Raw genomic sequence first — 23,549 nt, 5'->3', positions numbered from 1 at the left:
CCGGCATTGCGAGGTTCAGACAGGGATGAGGGGCAACCGTGACGAAAGACAACGTCGCTTCCCCGGCCGGGAGGCAGCCGGCCGGGAGGACGTCGCCCGCGCGACCGGATTCCCCCGAACTCGGGCTGGCGCGCAGCCTGCTCGCGACCGAGTACGCCCTGAGCGCCAGGCGTCCCGGCACCGACGCGCGCAGCGGTGGCACGGACGACGCCTGGGATCAACTGGCGCGAGAGCTGCGCCGCTTCATCGACACCCTCCGCGGCCGGTCCCCGTCGCGAGGGGGAGCCTCCGCGGCCGGCGGCGGGTCGCAGGCCGACGGATCATCCGGCCGGGCCGAGCCGGAATCGGCCCAGGCGATGAGGGGCGGGCCGCCCGGGCAGGCCCTCTCCACCCAGCCGACACCCTCGTCGAGGGAAGCCTTCGAAGGGACGATCAGCCGGCTTCCGCTCCCCGCGCGGCAGGCCTTCGAGGACGCGGTTCTGGCGCTGGTCAGAACCGAGGAGAAGTGGAGGACGGCGTACGACAGCTCTCCTGAGAGCATGCCGAGCGTCGCGATGTACGCCAACAACGCGTACCTGAGGGAACTGCGGCGCAACGCTCCCCCGAGCGCCGACCCGCCGCAGCGGACACGGAACCTGTCGCAGGGCGCGGTACCGCGGACGGCCACGGCCGCCGAGGCCGTGACCACCGACCGGACCCCCACCATGGCCCAGGACCGGGAGCGGTCCGAGCGCGGCCGCGCGGTCTGGGAACGCCGGGCGCCCGGTCGGCGGGGCCCGGTCGCGTCGTCGGCCACGAGTGGTTTCGACCGGCCGGTCGAGGACGGGATGAGCGACGGCCATGCCTTCCAGGCGGCCCAGCGTGCCCGGTACGCCCAGAGCACCGACGACTCCCGCAATCCGGGCCGGCATCAGCTCAGTGACGCCATCGGCCTCCAGGCAGCCCAGGAGGCGCGACTCGAACGAGTCACCGCCCTCCCCGTGAGCCCGACACCCACCCCCGTCCAGCAGGCCGGGCGGGCCGTCCGCGCGTGGAACGACACCGGCTTCAGCGACCCGGACCGGGAACCGTCGATCCTCGGCCATGACTTCCCCATGGCCGAGACCACCCCGCTGTTCGGGAGCCACGACCCCGTGCCCTTGGCTCTCCTCAGCCCCATGACGCCCATGTCCGCGCCTTCCAGTCCCGCGCTCACGGCGACGAACGCGCCGCGGCCCCTGCTCAGCGACGCGGGGCGCAGGGCCGCACTCGACTCGATCACCTCCACCCACTCGGGCTCCACCTCCCGTAGTAGCGCCTCCCGCTCAGGTTCCACCCCCGTGCCCACCTCCATGCGCACCGGACAGAACACGAACACGACCACCCCGAAGGCGCGACGGCTCTGACATCCACCCCCGGGTGAACCATCCACCCCCGTCCGTCCGTCGTGCCCGCGGCGACGATCCGATCGCCGATTCAGCGCCCGCCCGATGGAGAGGCACACGTTCCATGCGCAGACGCACCTCGTTACTCCTGGCCCTGCTCCTGGTCGTCGTCGGTGTGACCGGCACGGCCGTGGCGATCCAGCGGCATCGCTCCGGCGGCGGAGACCTCCACGGAAGACCCGCCGCCGACGTCGGCACCGCCGAGCACACCGTCACCCTCCAGAACAGGACGGCCGGCCGTATCTGGGTCGGCAGTACGGTCAACGCCGACGGTTCGACCGCGCTCACCGGCCTGCCGGTGCTGGACCCGGGCCAGTCCGCCACCCTCACCGTCCCCGAGCGCGAGGGAGCCGGTCACTGGCGTGGCACCTTCTTCGCCCGCCAGGGCTGCGGCGGCGAGGAGGGCAGTACGTTCCACTGTGCCGTCGGTGACTGCGGACCGTTCGCGGACCGCTGCTCCACGGGCGAACAGCCCACGGGGCTGGCCGAGTTCAACTTCGATCCGGCCGATTCCCTGGCACCCTGGTACGACGTCAGTTACGTCAACGCCGTCGCGGCACCCGTCACCATCACGCCCGACGGCGAGGCACCGCCGCCGAGCGGGGCGTGCGCGGTCGCGGGCTGCGCGGAGGACCTGCTGTCCGCCTGTCCGGCCGACAACCTCGTCAAGGACCCGGGCACGGGCACGCCGCTGGTGTGCGTCAACCCGGACCGGGACGCGAAGACCCCGTACAGCGACATGATCAACCAGAGGTGCCCGACCGCGTACGCCTGGTCCAAGCAGGACGCCGAGCCCGGCAACAGGGTCATGTACCAGTGCACCAGGTGTGCCGGCCTGACCGTCGCCTTCGGCACCGGCGCCGCCGCCCCGACCGACCCCGCCACCACGGCCCCGCCGGGTCCCGGGAAGCAGACCCCGGCCGCCGGCCGCAAGGGCGTCAGCCTCAACCCCGTCGACGGCGCCTCCCAGGCGCTGGCCGATTCCGGCGCGTCCTGGTACTTCAACTGGGCGTCCTCCACCGGTGCCGTGACCAAGCCGGCCGGTGTCGACTACGTCCCGATGATCTGGGGTGCCGGCTCGGTCACCGACGCCGAACTGGGCCGGGCCGCCACGGAGGGCAGGGAACTGCTCGGCTTCAACGAGCCGGACTCACCGAACCAGGCCGCCATGACTCCCGAGCGGGCGCTGGACCTGTGGCCACGGCTGGAGGCGACCGGCCTGCGGCTGGGCGCTCCCGCGGTCGCCACCGGCGCCGACGTGGCCGGCGGCTGGCTGGACCGTTTCATGCGGGGAGCCGCCCAGCGCGGTCTGCGCGTCGACTTCATCCCACTGCACTGGTACGGCGCCGACTTCGGCCCGGCGGCCGTCGACCAACTGCGCGGCTACCTCCAGGCCGTCCACGACCGCTACCACAAGCCGATCTGGCTGACCGAGTACGGCCTGATCGACTTCTCCGGGGGCACACCCCGCTATCCCGGCGAGCAGGAGCAGACCGACTTCATCAGGTCGTCGACGACGATGCTGGACGGCCTGGACTTCGTGGAGCGCTACGCGTGGTTCACGCTCTCGACCGTGACCAGCCCCACCGGCCTGTACGACGGAGCGACCGCCAACGCCGGCGGCCGCGTCTACCGCGACGCGAGCTGACCCCGGCCCGAACCGACCTCGGCCGGAACTGTCCCCGAACCGTCTTCGATCGAACCGTGCCGGGTTGAACCGGCCTCCGCCGCGGTCCGTTGTTCTGGTGAACCCGGCCGGGGCCCCGCACCCCGGAGCCCCGGCCGGACCCTGATCGAGAACACCGAGAACACCGAAGCCACCGGTCGCGCCACAGCACGCACCGAACGCACGGAACGCCCCGAAGACATCGGCATCGCGGGATCGAAGGAGAGACGTATGTCAGGCGGTCCGTCCCGGCTCGGCAGCCTCCTGGGCGCCGACGCCGGGCGGCCCGTTCTCCAGACGGCCGAGCCGCGCACGGACCTTCTCCGCGTCCGGATGATCGAACTCCACGAAGATGGCCAGGGCCTGGAGCCAGCTCTCGCGCGCGGCCTCCGGTTCCCGGGCGTCCAGACGGACGTCCCCGAGGTTGCTCAGGGTGTGGCCCTCGCCCCACCGGTTGCCGATGTCCCGGTGGGTCCTGAGCGCCTGGAGGTGGTACTCGACCGCCGCGTCGTAGTGCCCGAGACGACGGTGGACGGTGCCGAGGATGCCGAGGGTGATGCCCTCGACCCACAGGTTCCCGTTGGCGCGCAGGATGACCAGCGCCTGGTCCAGGCAGTCGACGGCCTCGCCGAACCGGCCGAGCCGCTGATAGGCGTCGCCCAGGTTGCTCAGGGCGATCCCTTCGCCCCAGGCACTCCCGATGACCCGCTCGATGGCCAGCCCGCGGCGGGTGTACTCGACAGCCTTGGCGAGCTGCCCGGTCTGGAGATAGGCGTCACCCAGATTGGACACGGCCGACCCCCTGCCGTCGTGGTCCCCGAGATCGCGGTAGGCGACCATCGCGCGGCGCAGGTAGTCGATCGTCTCGTCGAACCGGCCCGAGCTGCGCTCGGCGGCGGCCAGGTCCGCGAGCCCCTGGGCCTCACCCACACGGTCGTGGGCGGCGCGGGCGGCGGCCAGCCCCACCCGGGCGGTGTCGAGCCAGTCGTGCATGTGGCTGCGGAGGTAGAAGAAGCCCCACAGGACGGCGGGCAGCCGCCAGGCGATGCCGGGATGCCCGGACGCGGCGGCCGTGTGCACCGCGCTGACCAGGTTGCCCCGCTCCTTCTCGCACCAGCCGAGCGCGTCGTCGTACGTCGTGAACTCCAGCGGACGGCACCCGGGAGGCGGCGGATCGAGGGCGATCCGCTGTCGGCGCGGGGTGATGTGCGGGTAGGCGGCGTCGGCGGTGTGCAGGTACCAGGAGAGCAGTCGCTCCACCGCCCGGTCCCGCTCCCCCGGTGCCTCCTCGGCCCGGACGCGTTCGGCGGCGTACACGCGCAGCAGGTCGTGCAGGGTGTAGCGGCCGGGGAAGTGCTCGCTGAGCAGATGGGCGCGGGTGAGCTCGACGAGCAGGCCCCGGGCCTCCCGGGGCGGAAGCCCGGCGAGCGCGGCCGCGGCGGGCGCGGAGATGTCCGGCCCGGAGTGCAGGCTCAGCAGATGGAAGAGGCGCGCGGCCGGAGCGGACAGCGCCTTGTACGACCAGGAGAAGACGGCCCGTACGTCGGTGCTGAGGTCCTCTCCGCCCGCGAAGGCGTCGAGGCTGCCGTGGCTCTCACGGAGCTCGTCGACGATGGCACTGAGCGGGAAGCCGGGGTGCGCGGCGGCGTGGGCGGCGACGATGGACAGCGCCAGCGGCAGCCGGGCGCACCGCGTGATGATCTCGTCCACCGCCCGCGGTTCCGCCGCCGGCCGGGCGGTGCCGAGACGGCGCGCCAGGAGGTCGTACGCCTCGGCCGGCGTCAACTGGTCCAGCGTCAGCGGGTGCGCGCCCTCCGCGGCGACCAGACCGGTGAGCTGGTTGCGGCTGGTGACGATGACCAGACAGCCGGGGGAGCCGGGCAGCAGCGGACGGACCTGCTCGGTGTCGCGGGCGTTGTCGAGCAGGACGAGCACCCGGCGCTGGGCGAGCATGCTGCGGTAGAGCGCCGCCTGGGCGTCGAGACTCGCGGGAATCCGCATCGGGGGGACGCCGAGCGCGTCGAGGAAGATTCGGATGGCGTCGTCCGGCACCACCACCACGCCCGTCGGGTCGAAGCCGCGCAGGTTGACGTAGAGCTGTCCGTCCGGGAAGCGGTCGGCGATCTCGTGGGCCCAGTGCACGGCCAAGGTGGTCTTGCCTATCCCGGCCATGCCGCCGATCGCGCCGATCACCACCGAGGTCGGAGCGTCACCCGTCCCGGGCAACAGGGCGCGCACCCGGTTGAGTTCGGTTTCACGGCCGACGAACGTCGGCAGGTCGGAGGGCAGTTGAGCCGGAAGCGCCGGGTGCGTGACGACCGGCGGTGCCGGTCTCACGGACGGCTCGGGTTCGGGCGCCCGGTGCGTACGGGGCGGCACGGCGTCCCGGGGCGGCACGGCGTCCAGGGACACGTCGGCGGCCAGGATGCGGTCGTGCAGTTCCTTCAGCGGCGCGCCGGGCTCGATGCCCAGCTCGGCCACCAGGGTGCCGCGCGCCCTGCGGTAGGCGGCCAGCGCCTCGGCCTGCCGACCGGACCTGTAGAGCGCCAGCATGAGGAGTCGGCACAGCTGCTCCCGCAGCGGGTACTTCCCGGTCAACGAGACCATTTCGGCGATCACTTCGCCGTGGCGTCCGAGTTCCACGTCGACGTCCAGCCGCATCTCCAGCGCGGCCAGCCGCTGTTCGTCCAGCCGGGAGCGCTCGGACTCGGCGAGCGGTCCGGGCACTCCGGCCAGTGCCGCTCCCTGCCAGCCGCCGAGCGCGGCGTGCAGCAGACCGGCCGCCGCGGACGGATCGCCCCCGGCCCGCAGCTTCCTGGCCTCGGCGACACGCTGCTCGAACACCCCGAGGTCCAGGGCGCCTTCGGGGATCCGGAGCAGATATCCGTCACCGACCGAGACGACCACCCGGGGAGCGCCGGCGTCCCGCCCCGGCTCCAGCCCCTTGCGCAGGCGCGACACATAAGTCCGTACGACCGACACCGCGGCCGTCGGCGACTCCTCGCCCCAGACCGCGTCGAGGAGTTCGCCGAGCATGACGGGGCGCCCTCGCCGGAGCAGCAGCGCCGCCAGCACGGCCCGCTGCTGCGGGGAACCGACATCCACCTCCTGCTCACCACGCCATGCCCGGACCGGTCCCAGCACGGTGAAGCGCACGGAATTCTCGTAGGCGTTCACTCTCTGCACCCTACTGAACACCCGTGTCATATCAGGGGTGTTGGAAGTGTGGAGGAGCCCACACGTCTCTCGTGCCCCGGTCCCGCACGGCTCCGGGATTGAACCGATCCCGGACGGCGTCCGTTGCGCTACGAGAAACCGACGCGACGGGCCCGGCCGGCGCCACGCGACCGGGACGTCAGGAAGGAAGCTCCATGAGCCGGGATGAAGAGACGCCCGAACCGACCGCGGAGGGCGACCCCTCCGCGCCCACGAGGCCGACGGATCCCAGCGGGCCGGAACCGGCGGGGGATGCGACCGCGCCTGAACCACCCGAACGGGTGGCGGAGGCGGCCGAGCCCGGACCCGTGGGGAAGGTGCCCGCGCCCGGAGCCGCGGGGGAGGCGGCCGAGCCCGGAGCCCTGGGGGAGGCGGCCGAGCCGGTTCCCGGCTTCGCGGTGGTCATCTCAGGCGACGGCTCCGCCGTCATCGACGGTGAGCCCGTACCGTCGCCGGACGGACTGACGGTCGACGCCGCGATCCTCGACGTGCTGCACGGATACGCGCGGGACCGCGGCGCCACCGTGACCGCTACCGTCTCGGACCCCTCGGCGGGTTACGTGGCGTTCGTCGAGGTGGCCCCGGACGGTTCGAGCACGCTGGTGGACCAGCGGGAACAGCCGCAGCCTTCCCGGACCGCCGAGGCGCCACCGGCTCCCGCCCGGGCGCCGATGCCAGGCGCCGAGGGGTCTCCGGAACCGGTCGAGAACGAGAACCCGGCCGCGGCGCACGCGGGAACCGGCCCCGCCGGAAACGGCCCCACCGAGAGGTTCGCCGAAGGGGCGGCACCCGACGAGCGGCTCAACGAGGACGTCGACGACCTGGACTTCGACCGGGCCGAAGAAGGTCTGGACGACGAAGACGACCTCGCCGCTGCCGACGATGACCATGACCATGGCGACGACGATGACGACGATTTCGACGTCGAGGCGTACACGCTGGCGCGGCAGCGCCGGCGGGAATCCATGCCGCTGCCCCCGCCGCCCTCCCCAAGCGGGGGCAGCGACCTCGGCGGGGGTGGCGAACCCGGCGCGAGGCCCGTCCCGCAACCCGCCCCGCAACTCGTCCGAAGGAGTGGAACGCGTCAGTCGGACGACGAGTACGTGGGGCCTGGCCTGCTCCACCGGCCCCTGGTGGTCGGGCCGGTGGCCCTGGTCGCGGCCGCACTCGTGATCGTTCCGCTGGTGATCCTGGGCAGCGGCGGCTCGGACGACGGCGGGCACCAGAAACAGACCGCCCGGTCCAGCGACGAGACGAACGGACGCCCCCAGGCCGAGAAGTCGGGACCGATCTCCACCTCTTCCGCGAGCATGTCGCCGCCACCCCGTTCCTCGGCCTCGCCGTCGGCCGGGCCGAAGGAGTCCAAGGGCGCGAAGGAGTCCAAGGGGCCCAAGGGCGCCAAGGACCCGAGGAGCGGCGGAGGAGTCACCGTGACGGTCACCGCGAGGCCGCCGCAGGCCACGGTGACGGCGAAGCCCGCGCAGGACACCGCCGCCACCGCCGTGAACCGTCTCGCCCGCAACGACCCTTCGGGACGGCACATCTGCTATCGCGCCTACGTCTCCGGACAGGGCTGGCAGAAGCCCGTGTGCGACGGCACGATGGCCGGCACCTCGGGCCGGAACCGTCCGATCAAGGCCCTCAACATCGCGGTGTCCGGCGGCGGCGGCTCGGCCGCCAACGCCTTCGTCGACGACCCCGGCTCGTCCAATGGACAAGGCAAGTGGGAACCCCAGTGGACGGCGGTCATCGCCGACGGCCGGAACAACTACATCGGCAGCACGAAGAAGAACGCCCCCGCGATGTCGGGCTTCGCCATCAACATCGGCAGCGGCCGGATCTGCCAGACGGCCAAGGTCCACGGCTCCGACTGGGGCGGACAGGGCTGCGCCGACGCACGCCCCGGCTACATCTTCGGCGGCGCCCTGGAGAACGCCCGCTGGCTCGAAGCGGTGAAGTTCACGGTCTGAAGCCCGAGCACACGAACCCCCCGGTATTCCCGTGTTCACGGTCTGAAGCCCGAGCACGCGAGCCGCCGGGTACCCGCGCGCCCGAGCACTCGCCCGGTCGTTTGCCCGGATGGCCGCTCAGCGACCGCGGGTCTGCTCCCGCACCCCGCACCCCGGAACGCCACAGCCCCAGAACGCCACACCCCGAAACGCCGCCCAACCCCTTCGCCAACTCCCTTGACTCATAGCTAGGTTGCCCCCGTGATATCTCTAGCCCCGACGATCGCCGAGACCGTCGACGCCTACCGCACCTGCGAGTTCGTGACGCTGGGCCGCGACGGCGCCCCGCTCGTCTGGCCGACCGCCGCCTTCCGCCGCGACGACGGGACCCTGCTCGTCACCACGTCCCTCGCCTTCGCGCGAAAGGCCCTCAACGTCCGCCGGGACGGCCGCGTCGCACTCCTCTTCTCCGACCCCACGGCCAGCGGCCTCGACCGGCCGGAGCAGGTGTTCATCGGCGGTACGGCCGTCTGCCCCGAGGAGATCGTGGCCTCCCCGGCCGGCGACGAGGCGTACTGGTCGATGCTCTTCGACCGCCAGCCCGACAGCCGTCGCTACGTCGACGCGCCGGCCCGCTGGCTGATGGACTGGTACTACCTGCGCCTGCTGATCACCGTCACCCCGACGGACGTCCGCACCCGCCCGGCCACGGCCGCCCTCGCATCCCTCGCGGCGGACTCCCCCGCAGAGGCACCCGCGGCCCTCCGCGCCACCGCGCCCCTCGCCACGGACCCCGCGCCCGTCCTGCCCGGCGCCGACGTCCTCGCCCGGTTCCCCACGGCCGTACTCAGCGCCCGGGACGCCTCCGGAGCCCCGCTCCTGTCGCGCACCCGGACCACGCCGACCCCGGACGGCTTCCTGGTGGATCCGGCACCCGACTGCGAGATGGTCCCCGGACCGGCGGGGCTGCTCGTCCACCGCCACGACGACCGGCTGTCCGGCCTCTACAACGCCCTCGTACGGGGTGAGCTGCACACCACAGCCGACGGCCGCCGGCTGTTCCGCCCCGACCGCGTGATCGAACCCTCCGGCTCGGGCGAGCCCCGCGACATGCTGCGCACCCTGCGCACCGCCCGCCGGGACACCAAGGCGTACCTGGACAGGCGCGGCCTGACCCGCCCCCGGGTGGACTGGCCCGCCCTGAAGTCCCTCGCCACCGCCTCCGCGGCCCGCGACACCACAGCGCCCTGACCCGGGGCAGCCCTACGCCTGCCGACCGTTTCCCGGCCGGCAGGCCGACCCGCACCGCGCCTGGACCGGCATGCCGCTACGAAGCCGAATTGTCGACGATCTCGGCGATCTCCACGAACTCGACGACTGGCGCGACGCCGTACAGACCGGTCACGCGCTCGCGCAACTCGTCGGAGAAGAACTGTTCCGCCTGCTCTTTCGAGTCCCAGACATAGAAGTTGACCGCCTGCTGCTGCTTCTCGTCGAAGGTGAAGAACTTGAACCTCACGCCTGGCATGCCTTCGAACATGCCCCGGGCGTCCTCGGCCACCTTGGTTATCCGTGAGCGGTCGAAGTCGCCGGTGTAGGAGAAGGTGACGGTGGCGCCGATCATGAGAACTCCCCGTGCCGATGGGAAAATCACCTTGCCTACCTGAAAACGCTACGCCTCGCGCTCCGGCCGGCCAACTCGATCGGGACCGCTCCCGCCGCCCGCGCCAAGCACCACACCCAAGAAACGCAAAAGCCCAGCTCAGACACAGTCTGAGCTGGGCTGAAGGTGAGCCCCCTGTCGGATTCGAACCGACGACCTACGCATTACAAGTGCGTTGCTCTGGCCATCTGAGCTAAGGAGGCCTGGCGCGCGCCCGGGGTGCGGGCGGGTGTGCCCGTGCAGTCTACCCACGTCGCCGCGGGGCCCTGTCGGGAGTTTCCGCGAACTTCACCGGTGCCCGGGTGCTGACAGAACACATGAACGCCAGGTAGCGTCCTGACCCAGTTCACTCATATGGACTACACCACTATGGGCGTTTCCATAGTGGATCACCACCTTTACAACGGATCGTCCGGCACGTTCCTGCCGGTGAAGGGGGCCCATCACCATGGCCACTGTCTCGTTCGACAAGGCGACCCGGATCTACCCGGGTTCCGAGAAGCCCGCCGTCGATGCCCTGGAGATCGACATCGAGGACGGCGAGTTCCTCGTCCTCGTCGGTCCCTCCGGCTGCGGCAAGTCCACCTCGCTCCGCATGCTCGCGGGGCTCGAGGACGTGAACGGCGGCGCCATCCGCATCGGCGACCGCGACGTCACGCACCTGCCGCCCAAGGACCGGGACATCGCGATGGTGTTCCAGAACTACGCGCTGTACCCGCACATGACCGTCGCCGACAACATGGGCTTCGCGCTCAAGATCGCCGGCGTCAACAAGGCCGAGATCCGCCAGAAGGTCGAGGACGCGGCGAAGATCCTCGACCTCACCGAGTACCTCGGCCGCAAGCCGAAGGCGCTCTCCGGCGGTCAGCGCCAGCGTGTCGCCATGGGCCGCGCCATCGTGCGCGAGCCCCAGGTCTTCCTCATGGACGAGCCGCTGTCGAACCTGGACGCCAAGCTCCGCGTCTCCACCCGTACGCAGATCGCCTCGCTCCAGCGCCGTCTCGGCATCACCACGGTGTACGTCACCCACGACCAGGTCGAGGCCATGACCATGGGCGACCGGGTGGCCGTGCTCAAGGACGGTCTGCTCCAGCAGGTCGACTCGCCGCGCAACATGTACGACCGCCCGACCAACCTCTTCGTCGCCGGCTTCATCGGCTCCCCGGCCATGAACCTGATCGAGGTCCCGATCACCGACGGCGGCGTGAAGTTCGGCAACAGCGTCGTCCCGGTCAACCGCGAGGCCCTGAAGGCCGCCTCCGACAAGGGCGACCGCACGGTCACCGTCGGTGTCCGCCCGGAGCACTTCGACGTCGTCGAGCACAACGGCGAGGCCGCCAAGTCGCTCACCAAGGACACCGAGGACGCCCCGGCCGGCCTGGCCGTCTCGGTGAACGTCGTCGAGGAGCTCGGCGCCGACGGCTACGTCTACGGCTCCGCCAAGGTCGGCGACGACCTCAAGGACCTCGTCGTCCGCGTCAGCGGCCGCTCGGTCCCGGACAAGGGCGCCACGCTGCACGTCGTGCCCCGTCCGGGCGAGATCCACGTGTTCTCCACCTCGACGGGCGAGCGCCTGTCCGACTGACGTCCGCGTCATCCGGACGGAGATCCACACACCCCTAGGGGTTGAATTCACCCAAGTTGACGAAGAGGGCCCCGCAGCAGGCTGCGGGGCCCTCTTCGTTGTCGACAAATACCCCGGCAGACCGGGCATTTCGATATCTGTACGTCAACTCAGTACCCAGAAAACACCGTTTCCCCATCCCCCGAACCGGTGACTAAATGTCGCCAAATCATCACCCCGCGCTACCCTCACTCGCGTGAAGCACTCCACCACTAACCAACAGACCCGGCGTGGCCGTGGCCCCGCCCGCCGGATCGGCCGCACCCTCGCCCTCGTTCTGCCTGTCGTCCTGGTGCTCTCCGGGACTCTCGCGGTCACCCGAGTCAACTGGTCGGGGAACCCCTCGAGCTCGGTGCTCACCGCGTCCTCCGAAGACGTCTCGACGCGAGCCGTCACCCGTGCCCCGCAGGACGTCCTGCGCGACAAGCTTCTCCTGGAGCTCCAGGACAAGAACCCGGGCGTGGCCCTCACCCACCTTCAGGAGGCGGTGAACGGCCGTCCGTCGCTCGCGAAGCACTGCGTCTCCATCGCCCGAGCCCTGGGCCGCGCCGCGGTCCGCGCGTACGGCCCGACCCGCGCCCAGTCCTTCGCCCGGCCCGTCTGCGACACCGCGTTCGCCTCGGGGGTCGCGGCCACCCATTTCTGAGGTCCGCGCCCCCGGGCCGACGCCCCTCGGAGACCGCGGCCGCTCCGAGGGGCACAGTCCCGCTCGGCCGCCCACCAGCCCGCGCCTCCGCGCGTCTCCCGATGCGCCACCTCGTGCGTCATCCGGTCCACGGCAGGGCGAACCAGCGGATTCCGGGCCGTCCGGTAACAGCTGGTTAAGGAACGGTTGCCGCAGAAAGCCGCGCCCGGGGCGCCACGTACAGTTCGGGCATGACCGATCCGAACGCCGCGTCGCGTCCCGTACAAGCCGTCGTCCTGGCCGGCGGCCAGGGCTCCCGGCTGCGCCCCTACACCGACGACCGGCCCAAGCCGATGGTCGAGATCCCCGGCACCGGGACACCGATCATCGGCCACCAGCTGACCTGGCTGGCCGAAGAGGGCGTGACCGACGTCGTCGTCTCCTGCGGTCACCTCGCCGACGTCCTGCAGAAGTGGCTGGACTCGGCCGACCTCCCGCTCGACGTCACGACGGTCGTCGAGACGGAGCCTCTCGGCCGCGGCGGCGGCCTCAAGTACGCCGCCGCGCACCTCCCGCACCCCGACCGGCCCTGGTACGCGACGAACGGTGACATCTGGACCCGTTTCTCGCTGCGCGACATGGCGGACTTCCACGCCGAGCGCGACGCGGTCGCGACACTCGCGCTGGCCCGTCCCCGTATCCCGTGGGGCGCCGTCCAGACGGACGGGTTCGGTCACATCACGGACTTCATCGAGGCCCCGCCCTCCACGTTCGAGATCAACGCGGGCGTCTACGTCTTCTCCCCCGAGTTCACCGAGATGCTCCCCGAGCGCGGCGACCACGAGCGCACCACCTTCCCCCGCCTGGCCCGCGAACGCCGGCTGTCCGGCTTCCCGATCCCCCAGGGGGCCTACTGGCGCGCCATCGACACCGCCAAGGACCTCACGGAGGCGGCGAAGGAGCTCGCGGCCCTGGGCCGCTAGAGCGCCGTCGGAACCACGAGAACCGCCAGAACCGTCACAGCCGTCCGAGCCGTCCGAGCCGTCCGAGCCGCCAGGGTCGTCCGAGTCGTCAGGGGCGTCAGAACCGCGGCAACCCACGCGGCCCTCAGAACCGGCACACCGCAGAGCCCATAGGCGTCCTGGAAGCGCAGGAGGCCGTCCCCGGACCGCCGGGGCCCCCGGGAGCCGTCCACGCGTGACGACAGGGCCCCGCACGTTCGCGTGCGGGGCCCTGTCGTCGTACGGCGGTGCCGGGGGCGTCAGCCCAGCAGGCCGCCCACCAGGCCCGGCTGGCCCGTGGACGAACTCCCGCCGGTGGAGGTGCCGTTCGCGGCGCCCGTACCGCCGGTGCCACCGCTGCCGCCGCTGCTGCCGCTGCCGCTGCCGCCGGTCGACGAGCCGCCGCTGCTGCTGGGGCCCGCGCTGGTGCTCGGGGCCTGACCGACCGGCGCGGAGTGCTGGGGCGGGGCCTGGCCGCTGCCCTGGGTCTGGCTGGGCTGCCCGGCGCCGGAACGGCCGGTCTCCTGGGTCGCGCCCGGCGTACTGGCCGTCGCCGACGGAGGCGCGGAGCTGCTGCGGCTGGGTGCCGCGGAGGCCGAGGGGGTGGCCCGCTGGTGCCGCTTGCCGGGCGTCTCGGGGAGCGGGGAGCCGGGCAGTTCGTTGCGCGGGGCCTCGCCGGGACCGGGGACGACGATCCGGCTGGAGTCGCGGACGGCGCCGCCGAGGAGCGATCCGACGAGCAGGGTGAGTCCGGCGACGACGGCCGTGAGCAGCGCGCCGCGGCGCAGCACCCGTGCGCGCAGGTCCCAGATGTCCGCGCGCGGCCCGAGTGTCCGCCAGGCCTCACCCGACAGCCGCCCGTCCGCGGAGTAGACCGGGGCACCCGCGATGATCAGCGGCGACCAGGCGGCGAGGTAGATGATGTCGGGCGCGTCGTAGGCGGGCACCGTCTTCCAGCTGACCGTGACGATGAGCGCCGCCGACAGGGTCGCGCCGACGACCGCGGCCACCCGCTGCCACAGCCCGAGGACGGTCAGGACGCCGACGATCACCTGGAAGAAGGCGATGACGAGCCCGGAGCCGACCGGGTGCTGGAGCGCGAACTGGCGCAACGGTTCGGCGACTTCCCACGGGTGCAGGGTGTTGAGCCACTTCACCATGGAGCCGCGCTTGCCGCCGTCGAAGTAGACGGGGTCGCAGAGTTTGCCCATGCCCGCGTAGATGGAGATGAACCCGAGGAAGACGCGCAGCGGGAGCAGTACGACGCCGAGGTTCATCCGGCGGCCCGGGTGATAGGCGTGCCGGACCGGCTCGGAACCGCCCCGCCTGACGGGAGCGTCGTCCGGCGCCCCGTCGAAGCCGTCGTCCTCGAAGCCGTCGCCCCCGAAGTCGCCGTCCCCGTAAGCCTGTTCGTCGTAGGCGCTGCCCGCGCCGCGCATCTGCGGCAGCAGTCGCCGCTCCTGGCCGACAGGGGTTCGCTGACTGCCGACGAACGGTGTCTCGACCGTGTCGACGGTCAGATCGCCTGCGTAGCCCGGCTGTTCGCCGATGCGCGGGATGACCTGCGTCGAACCGCCTTCGGCCGTCGGCCCGGCGGAGCCGTGGGTCATGCCCGCGCTCCGTACGGCCTGGAGCAGGCGGTGGGCGCCGGTGTCGTCCGGCGCGGACTTCCCGCTCCAGACGACGGGGGCGCGGCGGCGGGCCCCGCCGGCCGGACCGGCCCCGCCCGCTCTGCCGGGCGCACCGGCGCCGGGGGAGCCCAAGTGCCGTGCGATACGCGGGGACTGGCCTCGCGAGGCGCTCGCAAGCTGAACGCGGAAGCTCGCATGATTGACGATGACCTGCGCCGGATCGCTCGGCACCTTCACCATGCTCAGCGCGGGAACGTCGTCGAATCCCGACGAGCGGTCCCCCGTGGGTGTGCGGGGTGTTCTGGTGTCCACACTCATCTAACCGAGTGACGTGTGGTTAGGACACTGCTTTGACCGCGCCGAACTGTCCGGACCGCGTCAAGATCATTCAGAACATCCCGATTGCCCCACGGGGGTGACCGCCTGGACGTTTGTTCAGGCGCGTCGGCGTGCCGCCTCGTACAGCACAACTCCCGCCGCGACACCGGCGTTCAGCGACTCCGCGCCACCGGGCATCGGGATCCGTACCCGGAAGTCGCAGGTCTCGCCGACGAGTCGGGACAGGCCCTTGCCCTCACTGCCTACGACGATGACGACGGGGCCGCCCAGCGCCTCCAGTTCACCGACCTCGACCTCGCCGTCGGCGGCCAGGCCGACCACCACGAGGCCGGCCTTCTTGTACGCCTCCAGGGCCCGCGTCAGGTTGGACGCGCGCGCGACGGGAATACGCGCGGCGGCGCCGGCCGACGTCTTCCAGGCGCCGGCGGTCATGCCGGCCGCGCGCCGCTCGGGCACGACGACGCCGTGGCCGCCGAAGGCGGAGGCGGAACGGACGACCGCGCCGAGGTTGCGCGGGTCGGTCACCCCGTCGAGGGCGACGATCAGCGGGTCCTGCCCCTCGTCGTACGCGGCGGCGGCGAGGTCCTCGGGGTGCGCGTACTCGTACGGCGGGACCTGGAGGACGAGACCCTGGTGGTTGAGCCCGTTGGTCATGCGGTCGAGCTCGGGACGCGGGGCCTCCATCAGGTGGATGCCGCCGCGCTCGGCGACGAGCTGGAGCGCCTCGCGGACGCGCTCGTCGTTGTCGATGAACTGCTGGACGTAGAGCGTCATCGCGGGGACGCCCTCGCGCAGCGCCTCGACGACGGAGTTGCGCCCGACGACCATCTCGGACGTGCCCTTGCCGCCGCGGCCCTTGGGGTGGGCGGGGCGGCGGACGATCTGCTTCGCCTTGGCGTTGGCGACGCGGTTCTTCTTGTGGCCCTTGCGCGCCTCGGCGGGCGGGGTCGGACCCTTGCCTTCCAGGCCCCGGCGTCGCTGGCCGCCACTGCCGACCTGCGCGCCCTTCTTGCCGGACATGCGGCGGTTGTTAGCAGCCATGACCTACCTGTCTGTGTGAGGCGTGCGTGCGTACGTATATGAAGTGTGCCGCCCGGAGGTCCGGGCGGCACAATCGATCAAGGCCGACCGTGGTCGGCCGGGTCCGCCGGAGCGGGTGCTCAGCGCGGTCCGAGGGTCCAGCGCGGCCCCTGCGGGCCGTCCTCGATGACCAGGCCGGACTGGTTGAGCTGGTCACGGATGGCGTCCGCGGTGGCCCAGTCCTTGCGGGTGCGGGCGCCCTCGCGCTGGTCGAGGACCATCCGGACGAGGGTGTCGACGACGCCGTGGAGGTCCTCGCCGCGGTCGCTCTCGTCGGCCCACTGCGGGTCGAGCGGGTCGAGCCCGAGGACGCCGAGCATGGCCCGAACCTCGGCGAGGCGGGCGACGGCGGCTTCCTTGTCGTCGGCGGCCAGTGCGGAGTTCCCCTGGCGGACCGTCGTGTGCACGATGGCGAGGGCCTGCGGAACGCCCAGGTCGTCGTCCATCGCCTCGGCGAACGCGGGCGGTACCTCGGCGGACGGCTCGACGACGCCCCCCGCCTTCTCGACCACCCGCTGCACGAAGCCCTCGATCCGCGCGAACGCCGACTCGGACTCGCGCAGGGCCTCTTCGCTGTACTCGATCATCGAGCGGTAGTGCGGGGTGCCGAGGTAGTAGCGCAGCACGATGGGGCGCCACGCCTTGACCATCTCGGAGACGAGCACCGAGTTCCCGAGGGACTTCGACATCTTCTCGCCGCTCATGGTGACCCAGGCGTTGTGCACCCAGTACTCCGCGAACTCGTCGCCGAAGGCCTTGGCCTGCGCGATCTCGTTCTCGTGGTGCGGGAAGATCAGGTCGATGCCGCCGCCGTGGATGTCGAAGGCGCTGCCCAGGTACTTGTGGGCCATGGCCGAGCACTCCAGGTGCCAGCCCGGACGGCCCCGGCCCCAGGGCGTCTCCCAGCTCGGCTCACCCGGCTTCACGGCCTTCCACATGGCGAAGTCACGCTGGTCGCGCTTGCCGGTCTCGCCCTCGCCCGACGGCTGGAGCAGATTGTCCAGTTCCTGGTTGGAGAGCTGGAGATAGCCGTCGTACGACCGCACGTCGAAGTAGACGTTCCCGTCGGCCGCGTACGCGTGACCGCGCTCGATGAGCCCGCGCATCATCTCGATCATCTCGGGGATGTGGCCGGTGGCACGCGGTTCGTACGTGGGCGGCAGGCAGCCGAGCGCGTCGTAACCGTCGTTGAAGGCGCGCTCGTTGTCGTAGCCGATGGACCACCAGGGGCGGCCCTGCTCGGCCGACTTGGTGATGATCTTGTCGTCGATGTCCGTGACGTTCCTGATGAACGTCACGTCGTAGCCGCGGTACTCGAACCAGCGGCGCATGATGTCGAAGTTGAGACCCGAGCGGATGTGCCCGATGTGCGGTGCGGCCTGCACGGTGGCGCCACAGAGGTAGATCGAGACACAACCCGGCACGAGCGGGGCGAAGTCACGGATCTGCCGGGCGCTGGTGTCGTACAGGCGAATGGTCACCACTCCAGGGTAGTGGGCCCCGGGTAGTGCCCCGCGACCCCTTCCCCCGCAAGGCCATGTATTCGTGACATACGGGGGACGGAACCGGACGGGCGGACAACCCCGGCGTCCCTCCTGCCTCAGCCCGCGCGGACCACCAGCGCCGTGGCGACCGCCATCAGGCCCTCGTCGCGGCCCGGGAAACCGAGCCCGTCCGTCGTGGCGCCCGACACCGACACCGGTGCCCCCACCGCGTCCGAAAGGATCTTCTGGGCCTCGTCCCGCCGCTTGCCGATCTTCGGGCGGGGTCCGACGACCTGGACGGCGACGTTGCCGACGACGAAGCCGGCCTCGCGGACGATCCGCGCCGCCTCCGTCAGCAGCACGACCCCCGACGCGCCGGACCACTCCGGGCGCCCGGTGCCGAAGTGGGCCCCGAGGTCACCGAGGCCCGCGGCGGAGAAGAGCGCGTTGCACGCGGCGTGCGCGACGACATCCGCGTCGGAGTGCCCGGCGAGTCCGGGCCCCTCCCCCTCCCACTTCAGGCCGGCGCACCACAGCTCCCGCCCTTCCTCGAAGGCGTGGATGTCGGTACCGATCCCGACGAGGGGGATCACCGGACTCTCAGAACCCATCGTTCAGCCTCCGCCGCGCGAGAACCGCCTCCGCCAGCACCAGGTCCAGCGGGCGCGTCACCTTGAACGCCTCCTCGTGGCCGGGCACCACCACGACCGGGACGCCGAGCCGCTCGGCCATGCTCGCGTCGTCGGTCACGTCGCCGGTGACCATCTCGTGGGCCCGCAGCAGCGTCCGGCGGTCGAAGCCCTGCGGCGTCTGCACGGCACGCAGCCGAGCCCGCTCGGGGGTCGCCACGACCGGCTCGGGCTCCCCGGCGACGGCCGCGGGCTCGACCTCCTTGACGGTGTCGGCGAGCGGCAGCGCCGGTACGACGGCGAGAGCGCCCTCCCGTACGGCCTCGATGACGGCGTCCACGGTGTCGACGGGCACGAGCGGCCGGGCCGCGTCGTGCACGAGGACGATGTCGACGTCGGGCGGCAGCACGTCGAGCCCGTACTTCACGGACTCCTGGCGGCTGTCACCGCCCGGGACGACGACGAAGTCGGTGCGGTCGGGCAGCGCGTGCGCGTCGAGCAGCGTCTTCACCTCGGCGGTGCCGTCCGGCGGAGCCACCACGACGACCAGGGAGACGGCGCGCGAGGCGGCCATCGCGCGGACCGCGTGGATGAGCATGGGCGTGCCGTTCAGCGCGCGGAGCGCTTTGGGGGCGCCCGGACCGAGGCGCACACCTCGTCCGGCGGCCGGAATCACGGCGGCGGTGCGGGCTTCCGGCTGCGAAGGGAGCGAAACGTCAGACATCGGTTCCTGTCAGGTTTGTGTGCTCGACCCGGGTGGGTATGGCCTGGGGGTACCCCCTGCTCGGAGAGCTGGGGGAGCACCGGGCGCGACGCCTTGACCGGACCCTTCCGTGACATCCGGTCGAGTCGAGGGCCCGGGTCGGCACCCCAAGTATCGGATACGCCGGTATACCGCGGGAATGCCGATGCCGGGTGAACGTCCGGTTCCACCGAATGGGCGCGGGTACGAACATGCCGCAGCGCCCGGCGACAGCAATTGCGTCATCGGGCACCGCGGCATTTCATTGCGCTGCTGCGCGGGCTTGGGCGTACGTCAAGACGGCTGGCGTCTCGGCGACTGAGCCGGCGTCAGGACGCGAGAACCTCGTCGAGCAGGGCCTCGGCCTTGTCCTCGTTGGTGTTCTCCGCGAGGGCGAGCTCGCTCACCAGAATCTGGCGCGCCTTGGCGAGCATGCGCTTCTCACCTGCGGAGAGTCCGCGCTCGCGCTCACGACGCCACAGGTCACGCACGACTTCCGCGACCTTGATGACATCGCCGGAGGCGAGCTTCTCCAGATTTGCCTTGTAGCGACGCGACCAGTTCGTGGGCTCCTCGGCGTACGGCGCGCGCAGCACCTCGAAGACCCGGTCCAGCCCGTCCTGACCGACCACATCACGTACGCCGACGAACTCCGCATTGTCCGCTGGCACACGTACCGTCAGGTCACCCTGGGCGACCTTCAGCACCAAGTAGGTCTTGTCCACGCCTTTGATCTGGCGAGTTTCGATGGCCTCGATCAGCGCGGCCCCGTGATGGGGATAGACCACGGTGTCGCCAACCTTGAACGTCATGTGACAGGTACCCCTTCCGTGGCTATCCAGAGTAACACGGAAACGGCGTCTTCTGAATGGCGTTTTCGCAGGTCAGGGCATATCTCGGGGCTTGACAACCGCAACAGGAACGTGCTGCGAGGGGCGAGCGGAAGAGGGTATTCGCAGGTCGGAGCGGCTGTCCATGCGGAGTGAAACGCGTACGTTACACACACCCGGAGGCCGTGACCAGGCTCCGAACATCCCGTTTTGTCCGGCACCAAGAGCGCGACTTCCGCTACTCCGTTCGATGGGCGGAGCCGAGTACGAGACGAATCCGGAATTGATCAAGGGGTTCGATGATCACGTACTCATCGGCCCTCGATGACCCCGTGATCCATTTTTCGGAGAGCCGGGCATTCATTCCACGAAATGCGCAACCTAAGTCGGCGGAACTTATGTGAATGGCGGACGAGCGCGCGATCAAAGTAGCCGACGCGCCGGATGGGCGGAGGGTGAACAACGGGGCGCACACCCGGCGCACCGGAGCCCATGGGCGCATGCGTACCGGAGCCCGCGGACACCCGCGCACCGGAGCTCGTGGGCGCACGCGCGCCAGTGGCCGTGGGCCCGCGCGCCGATCGGCCCGTACGCGTGTCCCGATCGCCGCCCTCGGCCCGCCACCGGCCCCCGGACCCCCCTCGTTCACCCCTCGGACGGGCAAAGTCGGCGGCTTGGGGAGGGTCGGGTGCGATCGCGCGGGAACGGATCGGTAACCTAAGGCCGCTGACAGACCCTTAGGACGGCTTTACACAGAAGCCGCCCTGCTTCGCCCACGTTCAAGGAGTTGCCGCCGCCGTGAGCAGCAGCCTTCGACGCGGCACTCCCGCCGCCGCCGTCATCGCGTTCTCGATCGCCTCACTCGCCGCGTGCGGTGCCGGCAGCGACGCCCAGACGTTGGAGGTCAAGCCGGACAACGCGGCCACCTCCGTGGGCGACATCAAGGTCCAGAACGCGCTCGTCATCACCCAGCCCGATGTGAAGGCCACCGGTCCGGCGGTGATCTCCGCGACGCTGTTCAACAACGGCACCACCGCGCAGACCCTGGACTCGATCAACGTCGAGGGCGAGGGCACCGCCCAGATCACGCCCGCCGGCGGCAAGGGCAAGCTGACCGTCCCGGCCGGCGGCTCGATCGTCCTCGGCGGCAAGGGCAACGCCTCCGCGGCCCTGTCCAGCCCCTCCGGAACCGTCCTGAACGGCAGCGTCCAGAAGGTCACGTTCGCCTTCAGCAAGACCGGTGACGTGAGCCTGAGCGCCTACGTCGTCCCGGCCGCGAGCTACTTCTCCAAGTGGGGCCCGAGCGACATCCCGGCGGCGCCGACCGCGTCCGCCACCCCGGCCACCTCGCCGTCCGGGTCGGCCACGGGCTCACCGTCCGCGTCCACGTCGGGCAAGCCCGGCACCTCCGCGTCGTCGAGCGCCACGGCCACCGCGTCCGCCTCGCAGTGAGCTGAGGCCGGGCGCGACACCGGGCCCGGCCCACGCGTCCGGGCCCGCACCGGGCGCGTGCACGCTCGCAGCAGTCCCGTACGACTCGCGCGGCACTTCCCGTACGACGAAGGGCGGGACCCCTCTCCAGGGGTCCCGCCCTTCGTCGTACGCACCACACGCACGGTGAGGTGGGGCCGGTTTACGGCTCGAACTTGTAGCCGAGACCGCGCACCGTCACCAGGTACCGGGGCGCGCCCGGGTCCGGCTCGATCTTCGCGCGCAGGCGCTTGACGTGGACGTCGAGGGTCTTGGTGTCACCGACGTAGTCGGCACCCCAGACCCGGTCGATGAGCTGCATCCGGGTCAGCACACGGCCCGCGTTGCGCAGCAGCATCTCCAGGAGGTCGAACTCCTTCAGCGGGAGGTCGACCTTGCCGCCGGAGACGGTGACCACGTGCCGGTCGACGTCCATCCGGACGGGACCGGCCTCCAGCGCCGCCGGGGCGACCTCCTCCGGCTCCCCACGGCGGCGCAGGACGGCCCGGATACGGGCGACCAGCTCCCGGGAGGAGAAGGGCTTGGTGACGTAGTCGTCGGCTCCTATTTCGAGCCCGACCACCTTGTCGATCTCGCTGTCCTTGGCGGTGACCATGATCACCGGCACGTTGGAGCGGCCGCGGAGCTGGCGGCACACTTCGGTGCCGGGCAGCCCCGGCAGCATCAGGTCGAGGAGAACGAGGTCGGCGCCGTTGCGCTCGAACTCGTCGAGTCCGTCGGGCCCGGTGGTCGCGATGGCGACCTCGAAGCCCTCCTTGCGGAGCATGTACGACAGGGCGTCGGAGAAGGACTCCTCGTCCTCGACGACGAGCACACGGGTCACGGAAGGACCTCCGGGGCAGGAAGCGGTTCGTACGGGGATGTGACGGTGGTCGTCCCGTCGGGCTGCCCGGTCTCGTCCTCTTCGTCGAGTCCGGGCATGTGGTGATCGGTCACGCGGTCGCGGGCCGCACTCGCCTCCGGCAGCCGCAGGGTGAACGTGGAGCCCTGACCCTCGGAGCTCCACACCGTGACCTCCCCGCCGTGCGAGGCGGCCACGTGCTTGACGATCGCCAGCCCGAGGCCCGTGCCGCCGGTGGCACGGGAGCGGGCCGGGTCGACTCGGTAGAAGCGCTCGAAGACGCGCTCCTTGTCCTTCTCCGAGATGCCGATGCCCTGGTCGGTCACGGCGATCTCGATGTGTTCCCCGCCGGGCGCGGTCACCCGGCGGGCGGCTATGCCGACGCGGGTGCGGGCGGGCGAGTAGTTGACGGCGTTCTCGACGAGGTTGCCGAGGGCCGCGGCGAGCTGGCCCCGGTTGCCCCACAGGCTCAGGTCGGCGGTGCCGCCGGCGGCCATGGTGATCTGTTTCGCGCCGGCCTGGTGGCGGCAGCGGTCGATCGCCTCGGCGACCAGCTCGTCGACGCGGACCGGCTCGGCGTCCTCCAGGGGGTCGTCGTTCTGCACCCTCGACAGGTCGATGAGCTCCTGGACGAGGTTGGTGAGCCGGGTGGCCTCTATCTGCATCCGCCCGGCGAAACGCTCGACGGCCTCCGGATCGTCCGAAGCGTCCATGACAGCCTCGGAGAGCAGGGAGAGCGCCCCGACGGGAGTCTTGAGCTCATGGCTCACGTTCGCGACGAAATCCCGCCGTACGGCTTCGATGCGGCGCGCCTCCGTCAGGTCCTCGACGAGAAGGAGGACCAGGCGCGATCCGAGGGGAGCCACCCGCGCGGAGACCGCGAGGGCCTCACCCCTCCCCGTGCCCCTTCTGGGCAGGTCCAGCTCCACCTGACGTATCTCCCCGTCACGACGGGTGTCACGCGCCATGTTGATCATCGGTTCGACGGCGAGTTTCCCGCCGCGCACCAGTCCGAGGGCATAAGCCGCCGAGCTGGCCTTGACCACGGCGTCCGCTTCGTCGAGTACGACCGCCGAGGACCTGAGAACCGACAGCACGGTGTCGACACCGGGCGGAAGGACCGCGTCCGTGTGCAGAGAAGTGCGGGTCGGGCGTTTCTGGTCGCGCTCGCTCCAGCGGAACGCCAGCATGGCGATGACACCGGTCAGTACTCCGGCGATCGCTGCCGCTGCGGCGACCGCCGCGTTCACGTCCATGCACCCAGGTTAGGCATGCCGTCGCTCCTGGCCACAGCCATCCGGGTGCGAGCTCGAA

At 71.3% G+C, this 23,549-nt stretch carries 18 protein-coding genes and 1 tRNA gene; 8 read left to right on the top strand and 11 right to left on the bottom strand.

The genetic code is table 11. The annotated features are described in order from the left end of the window. Window positions 1-38: 38 nt before the first annotated feature. Together OHT01_RS21820 and OHT01_RS21815 are read left to right on the top strand one after the other, a co-directional pair. Complete coding sequence (locus OHT01_RS21820; RefSeq protein WP_328554798.1) at window positions 39-1,385, top strand: hypothetical protein; 1,347 nt, start codon at window positions 39-41, stop codon at window positions 1,383-1,385. Between the two features lie 103 nt (window positions 1,386-1,488). Continuing rightward, window positions 1,489-3,072, top strand: a complete 1,584-nt coding sequence (locus tag OHT01_RS21815) for a glycosyl hydrolase (RefSeq protein WP_328554797.1) — start codon at window positions 1,489-1,491, stop codon at window positions 3,070-3,072. A gap of 252 nt (window positions 3,073-3,324) precedes the next feature. On the opposite strand, the gene OHT01_RS21810 is transcribed toward OHT01_RS21815, so the two are convergent. Next, window positions 3,325-6,267 carry an AfsR/SARP family transcriptional regulator gene (locus tag OHT01_RS21810; protein ID WP_328554796.1) on the bottom strand — a complete coding sequence of 981 codons (2,943 nt, stop codon included), beginning with the start codon at window positions 6,265-6,267 and terminating at the stop codon, window positions 3,325-3,327. A gap of 194 nt (window positions 6,268-6,461) precedes the next feature. Between OHT01_RS21810 and OHT01_RS21805 the strand changes: the two genes are divergently transcribed. Both OHT01_RS21805 and OHT01_RS21800 read left to right on the top strand, forming a co-directional pair. Next, window positions 6,462-8,276 carry a hypothetical protein gene (locus OHT01_RS21805; RefSeq protein WP_328554795.1) on the top strand — a complete coding sequence of 605 codons (1,815 nt, stop codon included), beginning with the start codon at window positions 6,462-6,464 and terminating at the stop codon, window positions 8,274-8,276. A 240-nt stretch (window positions 8,277-8,516) separates the two neighbouring features. Next, on the top strand, window positions 8,517-9,506 hold the full coding sequence (locus OHT01_RS21800) for a pyridoxamine 5'-phosphate oxidase family protein (RefSeq protein WP_328554794.1): 990 nt from the start codon (window positions 8,517-8,519) through the stop codon (window positions 9,504-9,506). Between the two features lie 76 nt (window positions 9,507-9,582). Here the strand turns inward: OHT01_RS21800 and OHT01_RS21795 are convergent, their stop codons facing one another. Continuing rightward, entirely contained in the window at window positions 9,583-9,879 is a 297-nt protein-coding gene (locus OHT01_RS21795; RefSeq protein ID WP_328554793.1) for a hypothetical protein, read from the bottom strand. A gap of 168 nt (window positions 9,880-10,047) precedes the next feature. Next, window positions 10,048-10,121 (bottom strand) — tRNA-Thr (locus OHT01_RS21790). 245 nt (window positions 10,122-10,366) lie between these two features. Here OHT01_RS21790 and OHT01_RS21785 point away from each other — a divergent pair. The 3 genes from OHT01_RS21785 to OHT01_RS21775 all read left to right on the top strand — a co-directional run bounded on the left by OHT01_RS21785 (window position 10,367) and on the right by OHT01_RS21775 (window position 13,150). Further along, window positions 10,367-11,503 (top strand): ABC transporter ATP-binding protein, encoded by a 1,137-nt coding sequence (locus OHT01_RS21785; RefSeq protein ID WP_328554792.1) that lies wholly within the window; start codon window positions 10,367-10,369, stop codon window positions 11,501-11,503. 235 nt (window positions 11,504-11,738) lie between these two features. Further along, window positions 11,739-12,188 (top strand): hypothetical protein, encoded by a 450-nt coding sequence (locus OHT01_RS21780; protein WP_328554791.1) that lies wholly within the window; start codon window positions 11,739-11,741, stop codon window positions 12,186-12,188. 230 nt (window positions 12,189-12,418) lie between these two features. Then, the gene (locus tag OHT01_RS21775) at window positions 12,419-13,150 is read left to right on the top strand and encodes a nucleotidyltransferase family protein (RefSeq protein WP_328554790.1); all 732 of its coding nucleotides are present in this window, start codon (window positions 12,419-12,421) and stop codon (window positions 13,148-13,150) included. A gap of 278 nt (window positions 13,151-13,428) precedes the next feature. Here the strand turns inward: OHT01_RS21775 and OHT01_RS21770 are convergent, their stop codons facing one another. From OHT01_RS21770 to OHT01_RS21745, 6 genes are all read right to left on the bottom strand, one after another. Continuing rightward, on the bottom strand, window positions 13,429-15,117 hold the full coding sequence (locus tag OHT01_RS21770; protein WP_328554789.1) for a DoxX family protein: 1,689 nt from the start codon (window positions 15,115-15,117) through the stop codon (window positions 13,429-13,431). A 117-nt stretch (window positions 15,118-15,234) separates the two neighbouring features. Next, window positions 15,235-16,179, bottom strand: a complete 945-nt coding sequence (gene rlmB, locus OHT01_RS21765) for a 23S rRNA (guanosine(2251)-2'-O)-methyltransferase RlmB (RefSeq protein WP_328554788.1) — start codon at window positions 16,177-16,179, stop codon at window positions 15,235-15,237. Between the two features lie 119 nt (window positions 16,180-16,298). Next, entirely contained in the window at window positions 16,299-17,699 is a 1,401-nt protein-coding gene (cysS, locus tag OHT01_RS21760; RefSeq protein ID WP_328554787.1) for a cysteine--tRNA ligase, read from the bottom strand. Between the two features lie 119 nt (window positions 17,700-17,818). Continuing rightward, window positions 17,819-18,313, bottom strand: a complete 495-nt coding sequence (gene ispF / locus OHT01_RS21755; RefSeq protein WP_328554786.1) for a 2-C-methyl-D-erythritol 2,4-cyclodiphosphate synthase — start codon at window positions 18,311-18,313, stop codon at window positions 17,819-17,821. Then, a complete protein-coding gene (gene ispD / locus OHT01_RS21750; protein ID WP_328554785.1) occupies window positions 18,303-19,055 on the bottom strand; it encodes a 2-C-methyl-D-erythritol 4-phosphate cytidylyltransferase in 753 nt (250 codons plus the stop codon). Before ispD ends, ispF begins: the two co-directional genes overlap by 11 nt. Window positions 19,056-19,402: 347 nt before the next feature. Continuing rightward, window positions 19,403-19,885: a CarD family transcriptional regulator gene (locus OHT01_RS21745; RefSeq protein ID WP_003953493.1), complete on the bottom strand. Its 483-nt coding sequence runs from the start codon at window positions 19,883-19,885 to the stop codon at window positions 19,403-19,405. Window positions 19,886-20,701: 816 nt separating this feature from the next. Here OHT01_RS21745 and OHT01_RS21740 point away from each other — a divergent pair. Further along, window positions 20,702-21,355 carry a DUF461 domain-containing protein gene (locus tag OHT01_RS21740; protein ID WP_328554784.1) on the top strand — a complete coding sequence of 218 codons (654 nt, stop codon included), beginning with the start codon at window positions 20,702-20,704 and terminating at the stop codon, window positions 21,353-21,355. A 181-nt stretch (window positions 21,356-21,536) separates the two neighbouring features. On the opposite strand, the gene OHT01_RS21735 is transcribed toward OHT01_RS21740, so the two are convergent. Together OHT01_RS21735 and OHT01_RS21730 are read right to left on the bottom strand one after the other, a co-directional pair. Beyond that, a complete protein-coding gene (locus OHT01_RS21735) occupies window positions 21,537-22,217 on the bottom strand; it encodes a response regulator transcription factor (protein WP_037622332.1) in 681 nt (226 codons plus the stop codon). Further along, entirely contained in the window at window positions 22,214-23,491 is a 1,278-nt protein-coding gene (locus OHT01_RS21730; RefSeq protein ID WP_328554783.1) for a sensor histidine kinase, read from the bottom strand. The genes OHT01_RS21735 and OHT01_RS21730 overlap by 4 nt, the downstream gene beginning before the upstream one ends. Window positions 23,492-23,549: the final 58 nt, after the last annotated feature.

The sequence above is a fragment of the Streptomyces sp. NBC_00358 genome (genome assembly GCF_036099295.1).
GTDB lineage: Bacteria > Actinomycetota > Actinomycetes > Streptomycetales > Streptomycetaceae > Streptomyces.
Note: the sequence above shows the minus strand (reverse complement) of the source record. Positions and strands in the feature narration are given on the sequence as shown.

Excerpts from the sequence above, each read along its gene's own strand:
- OHT01_RS21775 (WP_328554790.1), top strand. The coding sequence starts at position 12,419 with ATGACCGATCCGAACGCCGCGTCGCGTCCCGTACAAGCCGTCGTCCTG.
- ispF (WP_328554786.1), bottom strand. The coding sequence starts at position 18,313 with ATGGGTTCTGAGAGTCCGGTGATCCCCCTCGTCGGGATCGGTACCGAC.
- OHT01_RS21805 (WP_328554795.1), top strand. The coding sequence starts at position 6,462 with ATGAGCCGGGATGAAGAGACGCCCGAACCGACCGCGGAGGGCGACCCC.
- OHT01_RS21770 (WP_328554789.1), bottom strand. The coding sequence starts at position 15,117 with ATGAGTGTGGACACCAGAACACCCCGCACACCCACGGGGGACCGCTCG.
- rlmB (WP_328554788.1), bottom strand. The coding sequence starts at position 16,179 with ATGGCTGCTAACAACCGCCGCATGTCCGGCAAGAAGGGCGCGCAGGTC.
- OHT01_RS21795 (WP_328554793.1), bottom strand. The coding sequence starts at position 9,879 with ATGATCGGCGCCACCGTCACCTTCTCCTACACCGGCGACTTCGACCGC.
- OHT01_RS21785 (WP_328554792.1), top strand. The coding sequence starts at position 10,367 with ATGGCCACTGTCTCGTTCGACAAGGCGACCCGGATCTACCCGGGTTCC.
- OHT01_RS21815 (WP_328554797.1), top strand. The coding sequence starts at position 1,489 with ATGCGCAGACGCACCTCGTTACTCCTGGCCCTGCTCCTGGTCGTCGTC.
- OHT01_RS21730 (WP_328554783.1), bottom strand. The coding sequence starts at position 23,491 with ATGGACGTGAACGCGGCGGTCGCCGCAGCGGCAGCGATCGCCGGAGTA.
- OHT01_RS21745 (WP_003953493.1), bottom strand. The coding sequence starts at position 19,885 with ATGACGTTCAAGGTTGGCGACACCGTGGTCTATCCCCATCACGGGGCC.
- ispD (WP_328554785.1), bottom strand. The coding sequence starts at position 19,055 with ATGTCTGACGTTTCGCTCCCTTCGCAGCCGGAAGCCCGCACCGCCGCC.